Source organism: Natrinema limicola JCM 13563 (assembly GCF_000337475.1).
GTDB classification, from domain to species: Archaea; Halobacteriota; Halobacteria; order Halobacteriales; family Natrialbaceae; genus Natrinema; species Natrinema limicola.
On record NZ_AOIT01000029.1, the window covers coordinates 41,827 to 60,055 of the forward strand.

General features: G+C 65.3%; 15 protein-coding genes. 8 read left to right on the plus strand and 7 right to left on the minus strand.

Annotation, left to right across the window (positions count from 1 at the left end):
• Nucleotides 1-23: 23 nt before the first annotated feature.
• The 6 genes from C476_RS06310 to C476_RS06330 form a co-directional block, all read right to left on the minus strand.
• The gene (locus C476_RS06310; protein WP_008011050.1) at nt 24-1,274 is read right to left on the minus strand and encodes a digeranylgeranylglycerophospholipid reductase; all 1,251 of its coding nucleotides are present in this window, start codon (nt 1,272-1,274) and stop codon (nt 24-26) included.
• 68 nt (nt 1,275-1,342) lie between these two features.
• Nucleotides 1,343-1,759, minus strand: a complete 417-nt coding sequence (locus tag C476_RS06315; protein WP_008011051.1) for a universal stress protein — start codon at nt 1,757-1,759, stop codon at nt 1,343-1,345.
• A gap of 32 nt (nt 1,760-1,791) precedes the next feature.
• Nucleotides 1,792-2,505 carry a triose-phosphate isomerase gene (locus tag C476_RS06320; RefSeq protein WP_008011052.1) on the minus strand — a complete coding sequence of 238 codons (714 nt, stop codon included), beginning with the start codon at nt 2,503-2,505 and terminating at the stop codon, nt 1,792-1,794.
• Nucleotides 2,506-2,509: 4 nt separating this feature from the next.
• Complete coding sequence (locus C476_RS18895) at nt 2,510-2,659, minus strand: DUF7557 family protein (RefSeq protein ID WP_008011053.1); 150 nt, start codon at nt 2,657-2,659, stop codon at nt 2,510-2,512.
• Nucleotides 2,660-2,768: 109 nt separating this feature from the next.
• Nucleotides 2,769-3,560 carry a hypothetical protein gene (locus C476_RS06325; protein WP_008011054.1) on the minus strand — a complete coding sequence of 264 codons (792 nt, stop codon included), beginning with the start codon at nt 3,558-3,560 and terminating at the stop codon, nt 2,769-2,771.
• Between the two features lie 66 nt (nt 3,561-3,626).
• Nucleotides 3,627-4,124 carry a hypothetical protein gene (locus C476_RS06330; protein WP_008011055.1) on the minus strand — a complete coding sequence of 166 codons (498 nt, stop codon included), beginning with the start codon at nt 4,122-4,124 and terminating at the stop codon, nt 3,627-3,629.
• A 107-nt stretch (nt 4,125-4,231) separates the two neighbouring features.
• Between C476_RS06330 and C476_RS06335 the strand changes: the two genes are divergently transcribed.
• The 4 genes from C476_RS06335 to C476_RS06350 all read left to right on the plus strand — a co-directional run bounded on the left by C476_RS06335 (nt 4,232) and on the right by C476_RS06350 (nt 8,883).
• Nucleotides 4,232-4,882 (plus strand): hypothetical protein, encoded by a 651-nt coding sequence (locus tag C476_RS06335; RefSeq protein WP_008011057.1) that lies wholly within the window; start codon nt 4,232-4,234, stop codon nt 4,880-4,882.
• Between the two features lie 135 nt (nt 4,883-5,017).
• On the plus strand, nt 5,018-7,981 hold the full coding sequence (gene uvrA / locus C476_RS06340; RefSeq protein ID WP_008011060.1) for an excinuclease ABC subunit UvrA: 2,964 nt from the start codon (nt 5,018-5,020) through the stop codon (nt 7,979-7,981).
• 53 nt (nt 7,982-8,034) lie between these two features.
• Entirely contained in the window at nt 8,035-8,448 is a 414-nt protein-coding gene (locus C476_RS06345) for a hypothetical protein (RefSeq protein ID WP_008011062.1), read from the plus strand.
• An 87-nt stretch (nt 8,449-8,535) separates the two neighbouring features.
• A complete protein-coding gene (locus C476_RS06350) occupies nt 8,536-8,883 on the plus strand; it encodes a hypothetical protein (protein WP_008011065.1) in 348 nt (115 codons plus the stop codon).
• Nucleotides 8,884-8,946: 63 nt separating this feature from the next.
• Here C476_RS06350 and C476_RS06355 read toward each other — a convergent pair whose 3' ends face one another.
• Complete coding sequence (locus C476_RS06355) at nt 8,947-9,354, minus strand: CBS domain-containing protein (RefSeq protein ID WP_008011067.1); 408 nt, start codon at nt 9,352-9,354, stop codon at nt 8,947-8,949.
• Nucleotides 9,355-9,558: 204 nt separating this feature from the next.
• Between C476_RS06355 and C476_RS06360 the strand changes: the two genes are divergently transcribed.
• From C476_RS06360 to C476_RS06375, 4 genes are all read left to right on the plus strand, one after another.
• Entirely contained in the window at nt 9,559-11,205 is a 1,647-nt protein-coding gene (locus C476_RS06360; protein ID WP_008011069.1) for a thiamine pyrophosphate-binding protein, read from the plus strand.
• Nucleotides 11,206-11,271: 66 nt separating this feature from the next.
• Nucleotides 11,272-13,494: a PD-(D/E)XK nuclease family protein gene (locus C476_RS06365; protein ID WP_008011071.1), complete on the plus strand. Its 2,223-nt coding sequence runs from the start codon at nt 11,272-11,274 to the stop codon at nt 13,492-13,494.
• Entirely contained in the window at nt 13,487-14,527 is a 1,041-nt protein-coding gene (locus C476_RS06370; RefSeq protein WP_008011073.1) for a PD-(D/E)XK nuclease family protein, read from the plus strand. The genes C476_RS06365 and C476_RS06370 overlap by 8 nt, the downstream gene beginning before the upstream one ends.
• A complete protein-coding gene (locus C476_RS06375) occupies nt 14,520-18,224 on the plus strand; it encodes a UvrD-helicase domain-containing protein (RefSeq protein WP_008011075.1) in 3,705 nt (1,234 codons plus the stop codon). The genes C476_RS06370 and C476_RS06375 overlap by 8 nt, the downstream gene beginning before the upstream one ends.
• Nucleotides 18,225-18,229: the final 5 nt, after the last annotated feature.

Here is an 18,229-nt window from a genome sequence, read left to right on the forward strand (position 1 = left end):
ACGCGACCGACAGCGTCGACGACCTATAGGAGAGAGCCGAGATCGAGATTCAACTGCTGTTTCGCGAACCGAGCGAGCAACGGCACGTCATCCGTATCGAACAAGCGCACGATAGAGCGGAGATCGCCATTGTTCGCCTTTGCCAGCGTGTCGTTGTCGAGACGCTGGAGGTCCCGCATGAGCTGGTCATAGCGTTCGTTGGAGGCGAGATAGAGCAACTGGGTCATCAGGAGCCGCTTGTTCGCGTTGGGCGCGACGTCACGGTGCCAGAGGGTATCGTAGACTTCGAGGTTCTCGGCAGTCGGCTCGACGCCGTCGTGTTTGAGACAGCTGTCGGCAGTGGCGGCGGCCGCGCGACCGGACTGCATGCACTTGTTGATGCCTTCGCCCCAGAGCGGATCGAGGCTCGGAACGGTGTCGCCGATCGCCATAAACCGATCGGTGTGCATCGTTCCTGGTGCCTGAATGTGGGCCGAGCCGCGGTGCTGTTTGCCCTCGAGTCGCGTGGCGTCCCGGAATCGTGGATCTGTCTCGAGCCAGTGGTCGAGGTAGTCGTCGATGGTGAAACCGCTCCGACTGTACCGCTCGTGGCTGTCGTTCTGGATGTAACAGAGACCGACCTTCGCGGTGTCCTCTCCGGTGTGGAAGATCCAGGAGTAGCCGCCGGGTGCGATTTCGTGGTCGAGTCGCAACATCATCGCGTCGTGGAGGTCCGCAAAGCCAGGACGGTCGATATCGATCCCTTCGAACTCGTATTCGATCCCGATGGCGTGGTTCTCGCGTTCGAGGTCGACGACGCCGAGTTTCTTTGCAAGCGGTGCGGCTGGTCCCGTCGCATCGATGACGATGTCGCCGTAGACTTCCTCGTCGCCGTTGTATGTGACACCGACGATTTCGCCGCCCTCCATGATCGGGGCGGTGACGCGGGCGTCGAACCGGTACTCGGCACCCTTTTCGTGGCTATCGTTGACGAGGAAGCGTTTGAAGTCCGCAAACTCGAGCACCGCTCCGGTCTGCTCGCGGACGTAATGTTCTCGCGGGGACTCGAGGACGACGCTGTCGGTATACTGCATTACCACGTCGTCGGGGATTCCAAACGAAGCCATCATCGAGTGGAAGGTCCCCGCAGTGGACTTGTTGCTCTGGCGGGGGAACTCTGCTTCAGCCTCGGTTTCGAGGACGACGACGTCGTACCCTCGAGCGGCGAGATCGCGGGCACATTGCGCGCCGGCGGGACCGGCACCGGCGATGACTACGTCGTAGCGGTCGTTCATGTACTCTGGACTGTGGTGGTCCCTAATGAGTTTGTCCTGTTGCGCCGACGGGCCGACTGTGTGGCCCGTTACCGTACGATCGTCACTGGCACGGGTGCCTGTCGAGCGACCCGTTCCGCGACGCTGCCAAGTAAGACCCGCGAGAAGCCCGATCGACCGTGGCTGCCCACGACGATTAGATCGATCGCGTTTTCTGCCGCGTAGTCGACGATGGCGTCCGCCGGCTGGCCGACGGCCACTGCCGTCTCGATCGAACGCCCCTCGTCCGCTGCCCTGGCTTCGGCATCGGCGAGCAGTTCCGCTGCGTCCTCGCGCCTGTGCTCGAGCAGTTCCGTCGGCCCGAGGTGTGCGACTTCGCCGTAGCTACTGTTCGTCGGATCGATGGCGTGGAGGACCGTGATGTCGTCGTCGGCGTGTTCCGCACACGCAAACTCGAGTGCCGCCCACCCCGGCTCCGAGTCCTCGAGGGCGACTAGTAAGTGCATACTGGTACGTACGGGGACCAGTTACTTGATTGTCAGCCATTCACATTCGATCCGCAGCGACTCGAGTCGGCCGTCGGAACGGCGGTCGCGATCGACCGGAGCCACGCCTCGCGGTCGTCGGCCCCGACGGCTGCGGAGGCGGCCCCCGTCGCGTCGACGCCGCAGTCGAACGCGCGGGAGACATCTTCGGCGGTCCGAACGCCGCCGCCGACGAACGTCCGCGTTTCGGGGGCTTCGTCGGCAACCGCTTCGACGAACGCCTCGATGCGCTCGGGATGCGTTCGGACCATCCCCTCCTCGGTGGCGATATCGGCCGGTCGCTCGAAGAGCAGCCACTCCGGGCCGGCGGCCAGCGCCATCCGGGCCGTCGACAGACTCTCGACGGCGACGATCGACTCGAGGCCAAGCTCGGCACACCGGTCGACAGCCCGATCGACGGCAGTCAGCGCCGCTTCGTGTTCGGGATGCGAGACGAAGACTGCGTCAGCACCGGCGTTCGCGACCGCCTCGAGGGTAACGTCACCCATCCCACTTTCGGCTCGTGGGACGCCTGCCTGTGCGACGATCGGCAGGGTCGTCCGCTCGGCGACGAGTCGGAGGTCGGGCAACTGAGGGGCGACGGCGAAGCGACTGCCGGTTTCGTCGCGGACCCGCTCGATCGTCTCCGCGAACGCGAGCGCGTCGTCGCCGGTCGTCCCGGCGTAGGTCTTGTAGTTGACGAGGAAAACGGGGGCTCCGATTCCCATCCGTCTATTCGGAGTATCCCTCCTGCAGGAACGCGCCTTCGGTCTCGTACATCGAGACGAGTTCCTCGATGAGTTCTTCGGGTGTCTCTCCCTCCTCGCAGTGGCTTTCGAGTCGATCCATCAGGTCGTCGCTGATCTCGAGTGTCTGTGTCATTGATTATCGGCCGCGGTGTACCCGCGTCGGTCAACGTATCGGTGCCCGTCGTCAAATAGACGGGGGCCACACACATAGCCGTTTGCGGGTGGCATGTGCACGCGGTCGGCTACTCGAGCGAGCCGTCCTCGAACGACTGTTCGCGCCAGGTCGTCCAGTCGTAGAGGCGCTCGAGTTCACCGCCTTGCTGGCGGATCGCCACGGCAGTATTAAAGAGGAACGCGGCGACGAGCGTCGTCCCGACGAGCCAGACGGCGTCGGCGAGTGCCTCGTAGCCGGGCAGGAAGTTCGTCAGCAGGTCGACGAACACGACGGCGGTGACGCAGACGATCGCCGGCAGCAGATGGCGTGTCAGCGCCGCGAAGGTCGTCCCTTCGTGGACGCGGACGGCGCGGATGCCGTAGAGGACGGCCCACGCGGAGGTAACGACCCAGCCGACCGCGACGACCAGCCGCGTCGCGGCGGTCTCGATCAGGAACGTACCCCACCACGCGGCGACGAAGCTGCCGATAACGACGTAATCGGCCCACGCGGGCAACAACGGGGAGCGATCGCCCGCGGCCGGCTGGTCGTAGTACACCGCGCGGATCGACAGCGCGAGAAAGAGGATGAAAAAGAGGATCGCGCCGTCGACGAACCGACCGATCCAGGCTGGCTCGAGCAGTATCGAGGCGACGCCGGCGACGGCGTAGACGATCGCTGCGCCGATCCCGGCCAGCAGGTACCACTGCTCGGTGGTCGCCTCGACCGCGAGGACCTCGCGGATGTAGATAATCGCGTAGTAGAGCAGGACGACTGCCGCGACGCCCATCGCAAGGTACGCGAACAGCCGCCCGATCGCGACCGTCGTGGCCGGATCACTGGCATCGAACGTGATCGACGAACTCGGAGCGAACATCATCGGGTGAGCGTGGCTGCCGAGCCGGAATAAGTATACACCCCTGTTGCAGCCGGTCGGGAAGTCCGCTTACTCGGTATCCGTCGATGCAGCCGCCGCCTCGAGCAGTGTCTGGCGCTCGTCGAAGTACGCCGGCGCGTCGGCGTCGGCCTCGAACTCGATGACGCGAGTCAACGCTGTCTGTCCGTCTTCTGCTTCCGCCGCGAGGTCTTCTGCGAGATCGGTGTAGTCGGCGGCTAACTCCTGAAAGGCCTGCATCCGGGCTTGTTTCGCCTCGACGAGGAGTTGCTTCTCCTCGAGCGTTTCCTGTCGCTCTTCGATCGCCGCGACGTCGCTCTCGCTTGTGGCTGGGAGCTCCGCAGTCGAGGGGGTTTCGGTTCCGGGTACCTCGTCGGGCAGTGCCTCGAGGCGTGATCGGAGCTCGGCCATCTCCTGGTCGATTTCATCTAGGAGTTCGTCGGCCTCTGCGCCCATCTGCTCGACGCGGCCCGAGAGCAAGCCGGCCTGTGTCCGGCAGTACTCGATGACCTCGTCGACCGCGAATGTGTCCGCGGCGTCGTCGCTCATAGGGTTCCTTGGGACTGCCGGCCGAAGTCACTTTGGTCCGGCCGCGAGTGGCTGGTCACGGGCTGTTGTCCGGCAGTATTAGGAATGGGCACGCACGAGATGTCCCCATGATCCGTCGTCATGCGCTTGCAGCAGCGATCGCTCTCCTGGCGTTCGTTCCCATGCCGGCCGCCGCACAGCGGGGTTTCAGAGACACCCTCGCGAACCCCACGACCCCCGAGGAAATAGCGCTCGCGTTCGGCGTCTACGTCGCCGTCACGCTCGTCATCGGCGCGATCGTCTTGACCATCGACCGCTCGTACGTGCGGTCGATCGAAGCGCGGCTCAGCGATGACCCGGTGAGTGTGGGCGTGATCGGACTGGGCGTGCTCGTCGGTGGGTTCGTCGTGTTCGCCGCTCTGGGAGCCGTCGTAGCGCTGCTCGTCGACGCTGGCGCGCCTGCAGCCCTCGAGGCTGTCCCTACACTCGTGGGGATCGGTATCTCGGTCGGACTGACCGTCATCAACACGGTCGGGATGATCGTAGCCGGGTTGGTCGTGCTCCGTCGACTCCGTGACGAGCCGGAGCCGAACCCGTGGCTCGCGCTCGTCGTCGGGGCACTCGTCGTCCAGGTTTTGTATCTGGTGCCGCTGCTCAATCTCGCCGTCGCCGTCTTCGTCGTTGCCCTCGCGACCGGCGCGATCGTCGGCCAGTGGTGGCAGGGACGAACCGCCGACCCCTCTGAGTCGGAGTCACACGAGCAGATATTAGACAGCTAAATCCGAGCGCTAGTTGCCAACACGGATCACGCTATTTGCCTTTCAGACTCGTTAAGTCCGTCCGGCCACTGATTCGGATACAATGAATCTGGACCCGTATCGACACGAGAGACAGTCTACGATCGTGCGCGAACGATGAGCAAGGACACCATCGACGTTCGCGGGGCGGAGGAACACAACCTCAAGGACATCGACGTGACGATCCCGCGTGAGGAGTTCACTGTCGTCACCGGCCTCTCGGGGTCGGGCAAGTCCTCACTGGCGTTCGAGACGGTCTATGCCGAAGGCCAGCGCCGGTACATCGAGAGCCTCTCGGCGTATGCACGGAACTTCCTCGGCCAGATGGACAAACCCCAGGTCGAGACCGTCGAGGGCCTCTCGCCGGCGATCTCGATCGATCAGAAAAACGCCGCGAACAACCCCCGCTCGACGGTCGGGACGGTCACCGAACTCCACGACTACCTGCGCTTGCTGTACGCTCGCGTCGGCACGCCTCACTGTCCGGAGTGTGGCCGCGAAGTCGGTGAGCAGAGCGCCCAGAACATGGTCGAACGCATCCTCGAGCTCCCCGAGGGAACCAAGGCCAAACTCGCGGCACCCGTGGTCCGCGACCAGAAGGGGGCCTTCGAGGACCTCTTTGCGGAACTCGTCTCGGAGGGGTATGCCCGTGTCGAGATCGACGGTGAGGAACACGATCTGACGCTCGAGGACCCAGATCTGGACGAGAACTTTGACCACACGATCGACGTGATCGTCGACCGCGTGAAGGTCTCGGTCGAGGACCGGCCGCGCATCATCGACAGCGTCGAGACGGCACTCGACGAGGCCGAGGGCGTCCTGAAAGTCATCCTCCCGGACGCCTCCGAAGAAGTCGCCGAAGATCTCGGCGCAGAAGCCCGCCGAACTGGTGCACTCGGCGACGAGACCGAAGACGACGACCGCTTCGTCGTCGAGTTCTCGAAGGATCTCGCCTGTACGCACTGCGGGATCGACGTGCCTGAGATCGAGACCCGCTCGTTCTCCTTTAACTCGCCCCACGGTGCCTGTCCCGAGTGTGAGGGCCTCGGCGAGACCAAGGAGGTCGACGAAGACCTCGTCATCCAGGACGAGTCCAAGCCCCTGAAACACGTCTTCGAGCCCTGGAGCTACAACCGGTCGTACTATCGGACCCGACTCGACGCCGTCGCCGCACACTTCGACGTTTCGCTCGAGACGCCCTTCGAGGAACTCGACGACGACATCCAGCAGGCGTTCCTCTACGGCACTGACGAGCAGGTGCTGTTCAAGCGACAGACGAAAAACGGCACCCGCCGGAAGAAAAAGCGCTTCGAGGGCGTTATTCCCAACTTAGAGCGCCGGTACATCGAGACCGATTCGGACTCGACGCGCGAACACATCGAGGACTACATGTCGGTCACGGAGTGTCCAGCCTGTGACGGCACCCGCCTCAAACCCGCCTCGCGTGCGGTGCTGGTCGACGACACGTCGATCACCGAAATCAATGCGATGAGCATCGGCGACGCCTTGGCGCACTTCGAAGCGATGGAAGCCGACCTCACCGAACGCGAGAAGGTGATCGCCGAGGAGATCCTGAAAGAAATCCGCGCGCGACTCGGCTTCATGACCGAGGTCGGCCTCGAGTATCTCACGCTCGATCGCGAGGCTTCCACGCTCTCGGGCGGCGAGAGCCAGCGCATCCGGCTCGCGACCCAGATCGGCTCCGGGCTCGTGGGCGTCCTCTATGTACTCGACGAGCCCTCGATCGGCCTCCACCAGCGGGACAACGACCGCCTGCTCGATACGCTCGAGGAACTGCGCGACTTGGGGAACACCCTGCTCGTCGTCGAACACGACGAGGAGACGATGCGCCGCGCTGACAACGTCATCGACATGGGGCCCGGTCCCGGAAAGCGCGGCGGCGAGGTCGTCGTCAACGGCCCCGTCGAGGAGGTCAAGGCCAGTGAGGAATCGATCACCGGCGACTACCTCTCGGGGCGCAAGCAGATCCCCGTCCCCGACGAGCGACGGGACCCCGACGGCGCGCTAACGATCCGCGGCGCACGCCAGCACAACCTCGCGGATCTCGACATCGACATCCCGCTTAGCTGCTTTACGGCGATCACCGGGGTGTCGGGTTCGGGCAAGTCCACGCTCATGCACGAGGTGCTCTACAAGGGACTGGCCCGCGAAATGAACAACAACACGAGCGTAATTCCGGGCGACCACGACGCCCTCGAGGGCCTCGAGGCGATCGAAACCGTCCGGCTGATCGATCAGTCGCCGATCGGCCGCACGCCCCGGTCGAACCCCGCGACCTACACCAACGTCTTCGACTACGTTCGCGAACTGTTCGCCGAGACCAAACTCGCGAAACAGCGCGGCTACGAGAAGGGCCGCTTCTCGTTCAACGTCAAGGGCGGTCGCTGTGAGGAGTGCGGTGGCCAGGGCACCGTCAAGATCGATATGAACTTCCTCTCGGACGTCTACGTCCCCTGCGAGGAGTGTGACGGCGCTCGCTACAACGACGCCACGCTCGATGTCACCTACAAGGGCAAGACCATCGCCGACGTCCTCGAGATGTCGGTCGAGGAAGCCTACGACTTCTTCGAGTCCTCGAGCCAGATCCGCCGCCGGCTCCAGTTGCTCAAGGACGTCGGGCTCGATTACATGAAACTCGGCCAGCCCTCGACGACGCTCTCGGGCGGTGAGGCCCAGCGGATCAAACTCGCCGAGGAACTGGGGAAGAAAGACTCCGGCGAGACGCTCTACCTGCTCGACGAGCCGACGACCGGCCTCCACAGCGCGGACGAGCGCAAACTGATCGACGTCCTCCACCGGCTGACCGACAACGGCAATACGGTCGTCGTCATCGAACACGAACTCGACCTCGTGAAAAACGCCGATCACATCATCGATCTCGGCCCCGAAGGTGGCGAACACGGCGGCGAAATCGTCGCCACCGGGACGCCGGAGGATGTCGCGCGCCGCGAGGACTCTCACACCGGCCGCTACTTGCGAGACCTGCTGCCGAAGGTCGATCTCGAGGGGCCACGCGGCGAGCGCGTCGAGCCCGTGACGGCACCGATGGACGACGATTGATCGGCAGCCCGTATCAGAACGGCTAACTGCGAACCCGCCCAACCCGCTGTCAGATGACCGGACTGAAGGCCGTCGTTCGCCGCGGATTCGCCGGCGGTGGCGGCGCAGCGCTGCTGCTGGCCGGCCTCTTTGCCGTCGGTGGCGGAACGGAGCCGACGACATTGCTTCTGGCTGGCTGGCTCGCCGTCGTCGGCCTGTCGTTGCTGCTGGCCGGCCGCCGGGAGCACCTCACCGTCGGCGGTCGAACCTTCGGTTGGCCCCGCGTTGCCGCGATCGGTATCAGTGTCCTCGCTGTCGGCTCGAGTGCGTTCGGGCTCTCGAGGCTGGGCCAGTTCGCAGTCGGGAGCACAATGTGGCTGCTCACCGGCCTCGTGACGCTGTTCGTGCTTGGCTATCTCGTCTGGTTCGCCCTCGAGTGCTGGCGCGGTGGCTGGCACCTCGACGATGCGATGTTCGCTGTCGAGTGAGGCCGTGATGCTTGATGGGAGTCACTCGAGTTCTCGGGACACACAATCAGCAGTACAGCCAAGGCCGTTGCCGGTCAACCACTATCTATGGCAGATGATGACACCCACGACGAAGAGCCGACGCCGATCGAGGAAAAACGGACGGATTCGTTCGATCTCGAGTTATCCGAGCGCGTCGAGATCGGTGTGACACGGGGTGAAACCGCCCTCGAGATCGGCCCGCCGCGTGACTATCCCGATCGGGCCGACGTCTCGGTTCGGCCGGAGTCGGAGACGGACCACCGCGTGATCGTCAGTATCGACGCGATGGTCGGCGATCACGGGACGGGCCACGCCGATATCGCGTTGACGCCAGCAGAGGCCCGCATGCTTCGGGAGTATCTCGACGAAACAGTGCGCTGGATGACCGAAGATGACGACGATGCCGACCGCTGACTAACGCGGCGCGCAGATAGATCCCCGTCACCCAAAACGGCGTGGCGATCCGATTGCGCGTGCTTATTCCGCGGGGCTTGGCGATTGCACGCGCGAGATGTAGCCTGCCAGATCCGAGGTCGTGATCATCCCGATTACGCCCTCGTCCTCGTCGACGACCGGGGTGTGGTGGAAGCCGTGTTCGATCATGGCGTCTGCCACGTTGCGGATGCTTTCCTGAGCCGTGGTCGTGACAACGGCTGTCGTCATGTACTTCGAGACCGGCGTCTGGTCTTTCGGCTTCTGTTCGGCGACGATCTCGACGAAGTCCGTCGTCGTCAGGATGCCCTCGAGGTGGTTCTCATCGTCGACGACCATGACCGACCCGATTCCGTTCTCGAGCATCTCCTGTGCGGCGTCTTCGACGAGCGTGTCCGGCGTGACCGTGTGTATCGACGTGGACATCACCCTGGCGACGAAAATGTCTTCCATACTGACCGATACACGCCCCCTCATTATAATGATTGTTGGTGAGTATCCTTCTCGAAGACGGGTATGGACGTCTCGGGTCGCTGTCGCACTGCTCGAGACGAGACCGACACCGTCTCTCTGTGGCGGCGCTCGAGCCTGATCGAATTGACTGCCAGCGCCCCCGATCGGGTGTGGAGATAAGTGTCCGGTCGACGAGATGACCGTATGGACGTCAGCCGCGGAGTCATCGAACGGCTGGTCGAAAACGGGGTCGACACCGTCTTCGGCGTGCCCGGCACACAGACGCTGCCGTTGAACGAGACCATCGAGACGCGAGACGACATCCGGTTCGTCATGGCCCGCCACGAGACCGCCGTCTCCCATCAGGCGTGGGGATACGCGGAAACCAGTGGGCGGCTCGCGGCGACGGCAGTCGTGCCCGGCCCGGGAGATATGAACGCCATGAACGGGCTGAAGAACGCGTTCAACGACTGTACCCCGTTACTCCACCTCGGAGTCGAAACCGAACCCGAGATCCGCGGCGGCGACGGCATCCACGAAACGCCACCCGATACCTACGACACTGTCGTCAAGGACAACGTCCTCGTCGAGCATCCCGAGAGCACGGCCGTCGTCCTCGAGGAGGCCATCGCGACCGCTGAGACGCCGCCCAAGGGGCCGGTCAGAGTCGGTATCCCGAAGAATTTCTTGACGATGGACGTCCCCCTTGCGACGCCGGCGACGTACAGCCGCGAGTCCCTCGCGGGCGTTGCCGACCGCGACGTTGCGGCAGCCGCCGACCTTCTGGCCGCCGCTGAACGGCCAGTGATCGTCGCCGGTGGCGGTGTTCGCGCCGCCGACGCGAGCGACGAATTGCGCCGCATCGTCGACCGACTCGGTGCGCCCGTCGTCACCACCTACAAAGGCAAAGGGGTGCTTCCGGACGGTCCCGACGGTTACGTCGCCGGAACGCTCGCGGGCAGTGCCGCGCCCGAGTTGCTCGCGTGCCTCGCGGACGCCGACGCGGCGCTGGCCGTCGGCACCGATTTCGACGCGGTTGCAACCCGTTCTTGGTCGGTCGACGTTCCCGACTCGCTGGTCCACGTCACGCTCGAGTCCGCCGACCTCGGGACCGGCTACGAGCCGACCGTCGGGATCGTCGCCGACGCCGCCGTGGCGCTGTCGGCTCTCGAGTCAGCCCTCGACAACCGTACGGTCGCGGCCGGTGACGATGCCCTCGAGCGCGCGAGCGAAGTTCGGCAGGCAACTAGCGATCGGCTCGCGGACCTTCGAACGGAATCGCCACCGATTACGTCTGTCAGTGCGCTCGAGGCCGTCCGGAAGGCGATCCCGCAAGAGACGATCGTCACCGTCGACGCCGGCGGCTTTCGCGTCTGGGGACTCAACGTCTTCGAGGCGGCGGGCCCGCGATCGTACGTCAATCCGGGTTCGTGGGCGACGATGGGGACCGGCCTGCCGTCGGGTATCGGCGCACAGCTCGCCAACCCCGACGACGACGTAGTCGTCCTCACCGGCGACGGCGGGCTCATGATGTGTGTCCACGAACTTCACACAGCCGTCGCCGAGGACGTGCCCCTAACCGTCGTCGTCTTCGTCAACGAGGATTACGCGATCATCAGCGACGACGCCGATCGAAACTACGACCTCGAGGCGAGCGAGTACGGCTGGGCGGACGCACCGATCGACTTCGTGGGCCTCGCCGACAGCCTCGGATTGCGCGCCGAGCGCGCGGCAACGCCCGCCGAGATCCAGTCGCGGCTCGCAACCGCGATCGATGCCGACGAGCCAGTGGTGCTCGCGGTGCCGACAGACCCACGCGAGCCACAGGCGAGTGACTGGATGCGCGATTAGCGGCCCGCCACTCGAGTGTGCTTACATTTAAATAGGAAATCGGCCATACTCGGTGACGTACGATCGATGGCTCCGCCGCCCACCCTCGAGGGACCCTGCAAGCTCCTCCCCGCGCCCGCACCCGGGAGCGACGTCTTCGCGGCCGTCGCTTCGGAGTACGCTGCGCTCGCCGACGAGTATGGCCCACGCAACGTGTTAGTCTTGAAACGGCACCCGACGGGTCTCGAGTCGCTGACCGAGGCGCTGGCCGATGCCGATCTCTCGCGGGCCGACGGGGGGCCTCGCTCGCCCCGCGTCGAGTCGCTCCCGGAACACGCCTCGAAGACCATCGAGGAGTACGATCCGACACTGGACCGCCTCGAGTACGAGGAACGGATCGAACTCATTTCGCTGGTAATCGACGGCGCGAACCGTTCGGTTCCGGACTACCTCGAGCGGGCGGCCGCCCACGAGAGCTTTACGCGCGACGTGGGACAACTGCTGCTCGCGGCGACCCGCCAGCGGATTCGCCGCGACGAGCTGGACGACCCCCACGACTGCCTGGCCTTTTTGTACGCGATGAACGACCGCTTCCACGCGGAACTCGACGATCGGGGCTACGTCGAGCGGGCAGACGTGATCCCGCAGGCAGTCGACTTACTCGAGGCCGACGCCGACGGCCTTCGGACACGCGTGACCGCCTCCTTCGACGCCGTCCTCGCCGTCGAGTTCGAGGAATATCGTCGGCTCGACCGCCGGTATCTCGCTGCGCTCACGCGCGACGCCGAGCTGGTCTGTCTCGGCGAACGCCACGCCAGCGTCGAGCGGACGCGCGTCGAACCCGGTTCGGTCGACGAGATCGCAGCCGACGCGGGGCTCGAGGTCGAACTGCTCGAGCCCGAGACAGTGCGCACAACGGACGCTCGGTCGCCACACCAGCCGATCGTGCGGTTTCTGGCGACCGGCGAGTCCCCGGAGCAACCCCCTGACGCCGATTCGATGGGACGCGCACGACGCATCCGCACCGGAACCGCCCGCGAACAGGTTCGGGCGGTTGCCACCGAGATTCAGTCGCTGCGCGACCGCCACGGCTGGTCCTACGACGCGTTTGCCGTCGCCGCCCCACGGATCGAACGAGTTCCCGAGATCAGACGGCGACTCCGTGACGCCGGCGTCCCGACCGCCACGATCGGGACCCCGTCGCTAGCTGAAGACCCCGCTGTGAACGAACTCTACGCCGTCGTCACGTGCCAGTGCGAACGGGAACGCGACGGCGACGCCCTCGAGCGACTCGCGTCTGCCACGACACAGGGAGCGAGCGATCCGCGAGCCGCGTCGATCAACCGCCTTCGGGCCCGCGTCCCCGACTTTTCACCTGCCCTGCTCGCGGACACCGCTGGCGCGAGCGTCCGGCGCTCGCTTGAGCGCTGGATCCACCGGACTGACCTGAAAGGCCGGATCGCCCGCGAGGAGGAATGGGTCGACGCCCGGGAGCAGTACGAGGGTATCCGTCGGGTACTCGAGATCGCCGACTTCGTCGAGGAGACCGACCTCGTCGGGCCGGACTGGCAGGGACTGCGCCGGATGCTTCGGCGGACGATCCGGTACGACGCACCCTACGTCCACGCAGTCGAGACGCGGCCGCCGACCGGTGGCGTCACCGTCTGTGCCATCGATGACCTGAAATACGACTCGCGGAACGCGGTGTTCCTGCTCGATCTGATCGACGAGACCTATCCGGGCGAGCAGTTTCTCACGCAACTGTTCCCGCAGGCGTGGCTTCGGCAGATGACTGCCTATCCGGCTGTCACCGATCCCTCCCTCGAGGCGATCACCGACACTTTCGCGACAGTCGACACCGCCGATGTCGGCGATCCCTTCGAGACGTACCATGCCCAGCGCTCCCGCCGCCAGCTTGCACTCGGGGCCCGCGCTGCCGAGCGGGCCCTCTACTGTTGTTCCTACGAACGCGGTGCCGGTGGCCTGCGCCGGAGCTACGACGAATCCCGCTATCTGCAACTGATCGACGCAACGCCCGGACTCACGCTCGCGGACGTCGACGCGAGCGCCGGTGTGGCGATCCACGGTGAGACGAACGCCCTCGAGGCACTGCTCGCCCAGCCACGGGGCGAACTCGAGCGGGTGCTCCGGAAGGCCAGTACCGGCGGCGAGGCCGACCTCGGCGAGACAGAAGCGCTGTTCGAGGAGATTGCAGTCGTCCTCGAGGAGGGCGATGTCGATGCCGACCTCGCTGATGCGGTCCGGTCGCAGTTCGAGTTCGCCGCGGGTGAGGTGGTCCGCGATGACTGACGCGGCGACCCGAGACGATTCGCTCACTGTCGACGGCCTCCGAACGTATCTCCACTGTCCGCGGCGGTACGAGTTCGCCCACCGCCACGGGCTCGAGATGGGCGATGATAACACGGTCGCCGACCGGATCGCGCTCCTCAGAGCCGCGATCTGTGATGCGCTCCGAAGTGGGGAGACAGACCCTGACGCACTCGAGCAGGTCGCCCGTGACCGGCTTGCGACGCGCTGGGACGAGTACGACGAGCGCTTTCACTCCGTCGCCCAGCGCCGCCACGAACGGCGGGTCCTTGAGGCGACGCTCGCTGCCTACGTCACGCAGGTTGGAACGGACCACGCCGCGGGGATCACACGGCTCGACGCCGCGGCGGCCCGCGGCGAACTGATCGGGCCTGAATTGCCGCTCTCGAGGACGGTTTCGGTTCCGGAACCGAACGCTGCAGACGACGCGGATGCGGTACCGATCGATGCGACGGTCGACTACGTCTCCGGCGACGGCTCGTCGCTCGTCGGCGTCCGGTTCGTTCCGACGCTCGGGTCGCTTGGCTGGCTCCGCTATCGGTCCGACTGGGAGGGCGACGTCGCCGACCGCTTTACCGACCACTTCGACGACGAGTCGGACGTGTTCGAGCCCGGTCCCGTCGGTGCACTCCTCGAGACTGCCGTCGTCCTCGACGGCCTTCGCGGGCTTCGAGATCGGCTCGGACTCGAGGATCGGACCTGTCGATACCTCCAGATCCCGCTTGCCGACAGGTCGGGACTGACGGTCAACTGGGTTCGGGACGCGGTCGAGACGACCCTCGAGGTCGCCGATCTGACCGAGGTCTACGTCGACCACCACACGTTCGGCATGACCCACGAGCACCGAAACGGGACGGTCGATAGCCGGCTGGCGGCGGTCGTTGCGGATCTGTGTTCGGGATCGTTCGATCCAGCCGACAGCTGGGATCGGATCGCGGAGCACGCCTGTCCCGACTGTGAGTATACGGTCTGCTGCCAGGACCACATCGCAACGGAGGTGCGCTTCGATGGCTGAGAGACCGCATCGAACCGACCGCGAGCACGATACGCTCGCACCCGTCGACGAGATCGAGCCGAAGGGCAACCAGAAAGCGGTTATCGAGAGCCACACGGCCTGTACGTCCGTCGACGCCGGTGCGGGCACCGGGAAGACGACGACGATGCTCGTTCGGCTCGAGCGCGCTATCGAGCGGGGTGACGTCGAGCCCGACGACGTGCTCGTGTTGACCTTCGCGAACGAGGCCGCCGCGAGCATCCGCGCGGCGGTCGCCGAACGGCTCGACCCTGACGCAGCGGCGGCGATCGACGTCTACACTTACCACTCGTTTTGTTATCGGCTCGTCCGGGAGTACGCCTACTATCTGGGCTACTCGCCCGAGTTCGAGGTCGTTACCGAGCGCAAACGCCGACGGCTCGTCGGCCGCCTGCTTGCGGACAACGACTACGGCTTCGCGACCGCGTCGAAACACGACGGTTCACCGGCCGATCTCACGGCTGCAGTCGACCAGTTCATCGGGACGATGAGTCAGGAGAACCTCACACCAGATGAGCTGCAGGCGGCGCTGCCGCCGGTGCGGACCCTCGAGCGCTGTCACGAGTTCGTCCTCTGGCTCGAGCGACGCGCCGACGAGACGCTCTCGTTCGACAACGAAGCGCTGCGGTATTTCAACCGGGAGGAACACGTCGAACAGGCCCGCGAGTCGCTGATCGACTACGGGAAACTCGTCTCGTACTGTCGCGAGAAGATCGCGGAAGCGCCGGCGGCCTTCCGCGAGGCCGAGCTGGTTCGTGACGTCGATCGGTATCTCCGGGTGCTCCAGCAGTGTGTGACGAACACGATCGAGACGCTCTCGCTCGACGACCCCACCACAAAACACCTGCCGCGGGCGTTGTTCGGCAACCAGATATGGGGGACAGCGACGAGCCGAATCGAACAGACGCCCTTCGGGCGGCTGAAACACTACGTCGAGTTCCTTCGGCTGGCGCGTCACTATACCGATGTCTATGCGGACTACCACGACGCTCTCGACACAGCGGACGCGCTCGATTTCGACGAACTCGTTCGGACGGCGACCTGCCTGCTCGATGATGAAGCGATCACGGACGAGATCACGGACCAGTGGACGCAGGTCTACTGCGACGAGTTTCAGGACACCGACGAGACGCAGTTTTCCCTGCTCACTGCACTCACGGACGGCTCCGATCGGCCGGACCTGCTCGCGATCGGCGACAAAGACCAGGCGATCTACGGCTGGCGTGGCACCGACCGCGAGGGACTCGATCGGCTGGCTGATGCTTACGACGACCACGAGGCGATCGAACTCGAGCGTAATTTCCGCTCGCGACAGGAGATACTCGATCTGACGAACGCCTGTGACTACGGGCCACAGTCCTCGAAGACGCTGCGCGAGGACGGCCGAACGCGAGGCACCTACACCGAAGCTGATCCGCCGGACCGCGTCGTCAAGGTCGAAAGCGACGCGATCCCAGGATCGACGGCTGAGGGAGTCGCGACGACGGTCTCGCGGCTACTCAATGGTGCGGCTGCGAACGTCCCACAGCGCGAGCTGGGCGATATCGCAGTTATCGTCCGGACGAATCGCCATGCACAGGCGATCGCGGACGCCCTCCGTGACCAACAGCTCCCATACGAAATCTCCGGCTCGCCCCGTGGCGACGTTTTGCCCGGACTGCAAACGGTGCTGTCGTATCTCCGGGTCCTCGTCGACCCGGATGCCGATGCCCACCTCCGGCGCGTGTTGCTCGCCCGCTACCGGTTCACGGAAGACGATCTTGCGACGCTGCACGGACAGTCGGGATCGCTGCACGACGCCGTGATGGCCATCGACGCCGAGGTGCTCACACAGCCCGATCGACTCGAGCGGGTTCGCGATCATCTCGAGCGACTCGAGCGATTTCGGGATGTCTACCCGCTGGCGGGCTTTCTGCGCCGGTTCCGGGACCTGACCCGAATCGAGTGGTTCTGTACGAGCGAGGAGCGAGCCGAGTTCGATCGCATCGAGCGGTTCGTCGAGGCCTACGACACCGACGGGGTCATCCAGTCGCTATCGATCGAATTCGTCGACGCGCTTGCCGAGACGCTTCAGGGCGGCGACAGCGATCGAACCCGCGGAACGCGATCCGCCGACAGCGTCGACGTGATGACGGTCCATCAGGCCAAGGGCCTCGAGTTCGATACGGTCTTGGTTCCGTATCTCTCGGACGAGGAGTGGTGTGTCGACGGCGATTACGTCGAGCGAGCCCGCCACCGGCTGTTGACCGCCGCGCTCGATGACGACGTTGACTCTCCGCTTTGTGCGGATCTGGCTGCCGAGACGGTCGGTGAGGAGTGGCGAGTGCTTCACGTTGCGCTCACGCGCGCCGAGAACCACCTGTTCCTGTTCGGCTCGGAGTATGCCTACGACGGCGACGAGACCGAACTCGCGGTGTCGACTGCCGACGCCTGTCTGGCCGACGATATCGAGTGGTCGATAGCTGGTCGGCGGATGGATCTGTGGGCGTCGCTGACCGAAAGCTTCGAGCGGGTGCGTGAGATCTACCCCGAGACGGTCGTCGATCGAACCGACGAAATCGCCGCCTCGGCCAGTGAGAATCCGGGGACGATCACCTACTATGCTGACTACGGCGACCGGCCGGTCGAACCCCTCGAGACGCGCGAGGCGATCGAGACCGTCCACCGGCTGGGACGATTGCTCCGGGACGGCCAGTTGTTGCCGGCGGCCGACGCGGCGAGCGACGGTCGACTCGCGGCGGGCAACGACAGTGATGGGCCGGAGGGCGCGATTCGGGTTCCGGGCGGTCGCCAACTCTCTGCGCTGACGACCGAGACCGTTCGCTTCCCGGTCGAGACGCTCGCGTCCACGACGGAACTCCCGGTCGCGATGCGCCACAGCTACTCCGCGATAGACACCCACGAGACCTGTCCGCGGAAACACTACCTGGATCACGTCGTTCGGGCGATCGACGATCCACATCCCGCATCGGCGGCCGGCGGCGAAGCGACCGAGACGAACGGCGAACCGGTCCCAGTGACCGACGACCCGGCGTCACGAATCGTCGGCACCGTCTTCCACGACGTCGCCGAAGAGGCCTTCCATCGCGAGTACCACACCCGCGAGGCGTGGCGTGAGGCCGCAGTTCGACAACTCACCGCGCGCGATTTGCTCGCCCACCGCGAGGCCGTCCTCGCCTGTATCGACCGCTACTTCGAGGCGAGCGCACCCGGTATCGATCGCCCGGTCGCCAACTGGGAGCCACTGGCTGCTGAGCTTCCCTTCTCGCTCGAGGACGTCGTCGGCGTGACGGGAGACGTGGTCGGGTACGTCGACTCGATCCGGCGATTACCCGACGGCGGGCTGGCGGTCCTCGACTACAAGGCGACCACAGAACGGATCGCGCCCGACGACGCCGTCCAGCTCGCGCTCTACCTGCGTGCCTGTGCGGACCGGTTCGACGACCCGATCTCGGCAGCCGGCTACGTCTACGTCGGTGACGTCGACGGCCCTCGTGTCGACCTGTTCGAGCGCGACGCGCTCCCGTCGTGGAACGCGGTCCGAGAGACGCTCGCGGCAGTCGACGAGCCGTCGTTTCACGAGACGACACCGGGCGAGCACTGCCGGGGCTGTCCACACCGGTCGCTTGGCTGCGGGCCGGACGAGCACGCTCCCGGTCGTGAGGAGACGATCGACTGAGCAGC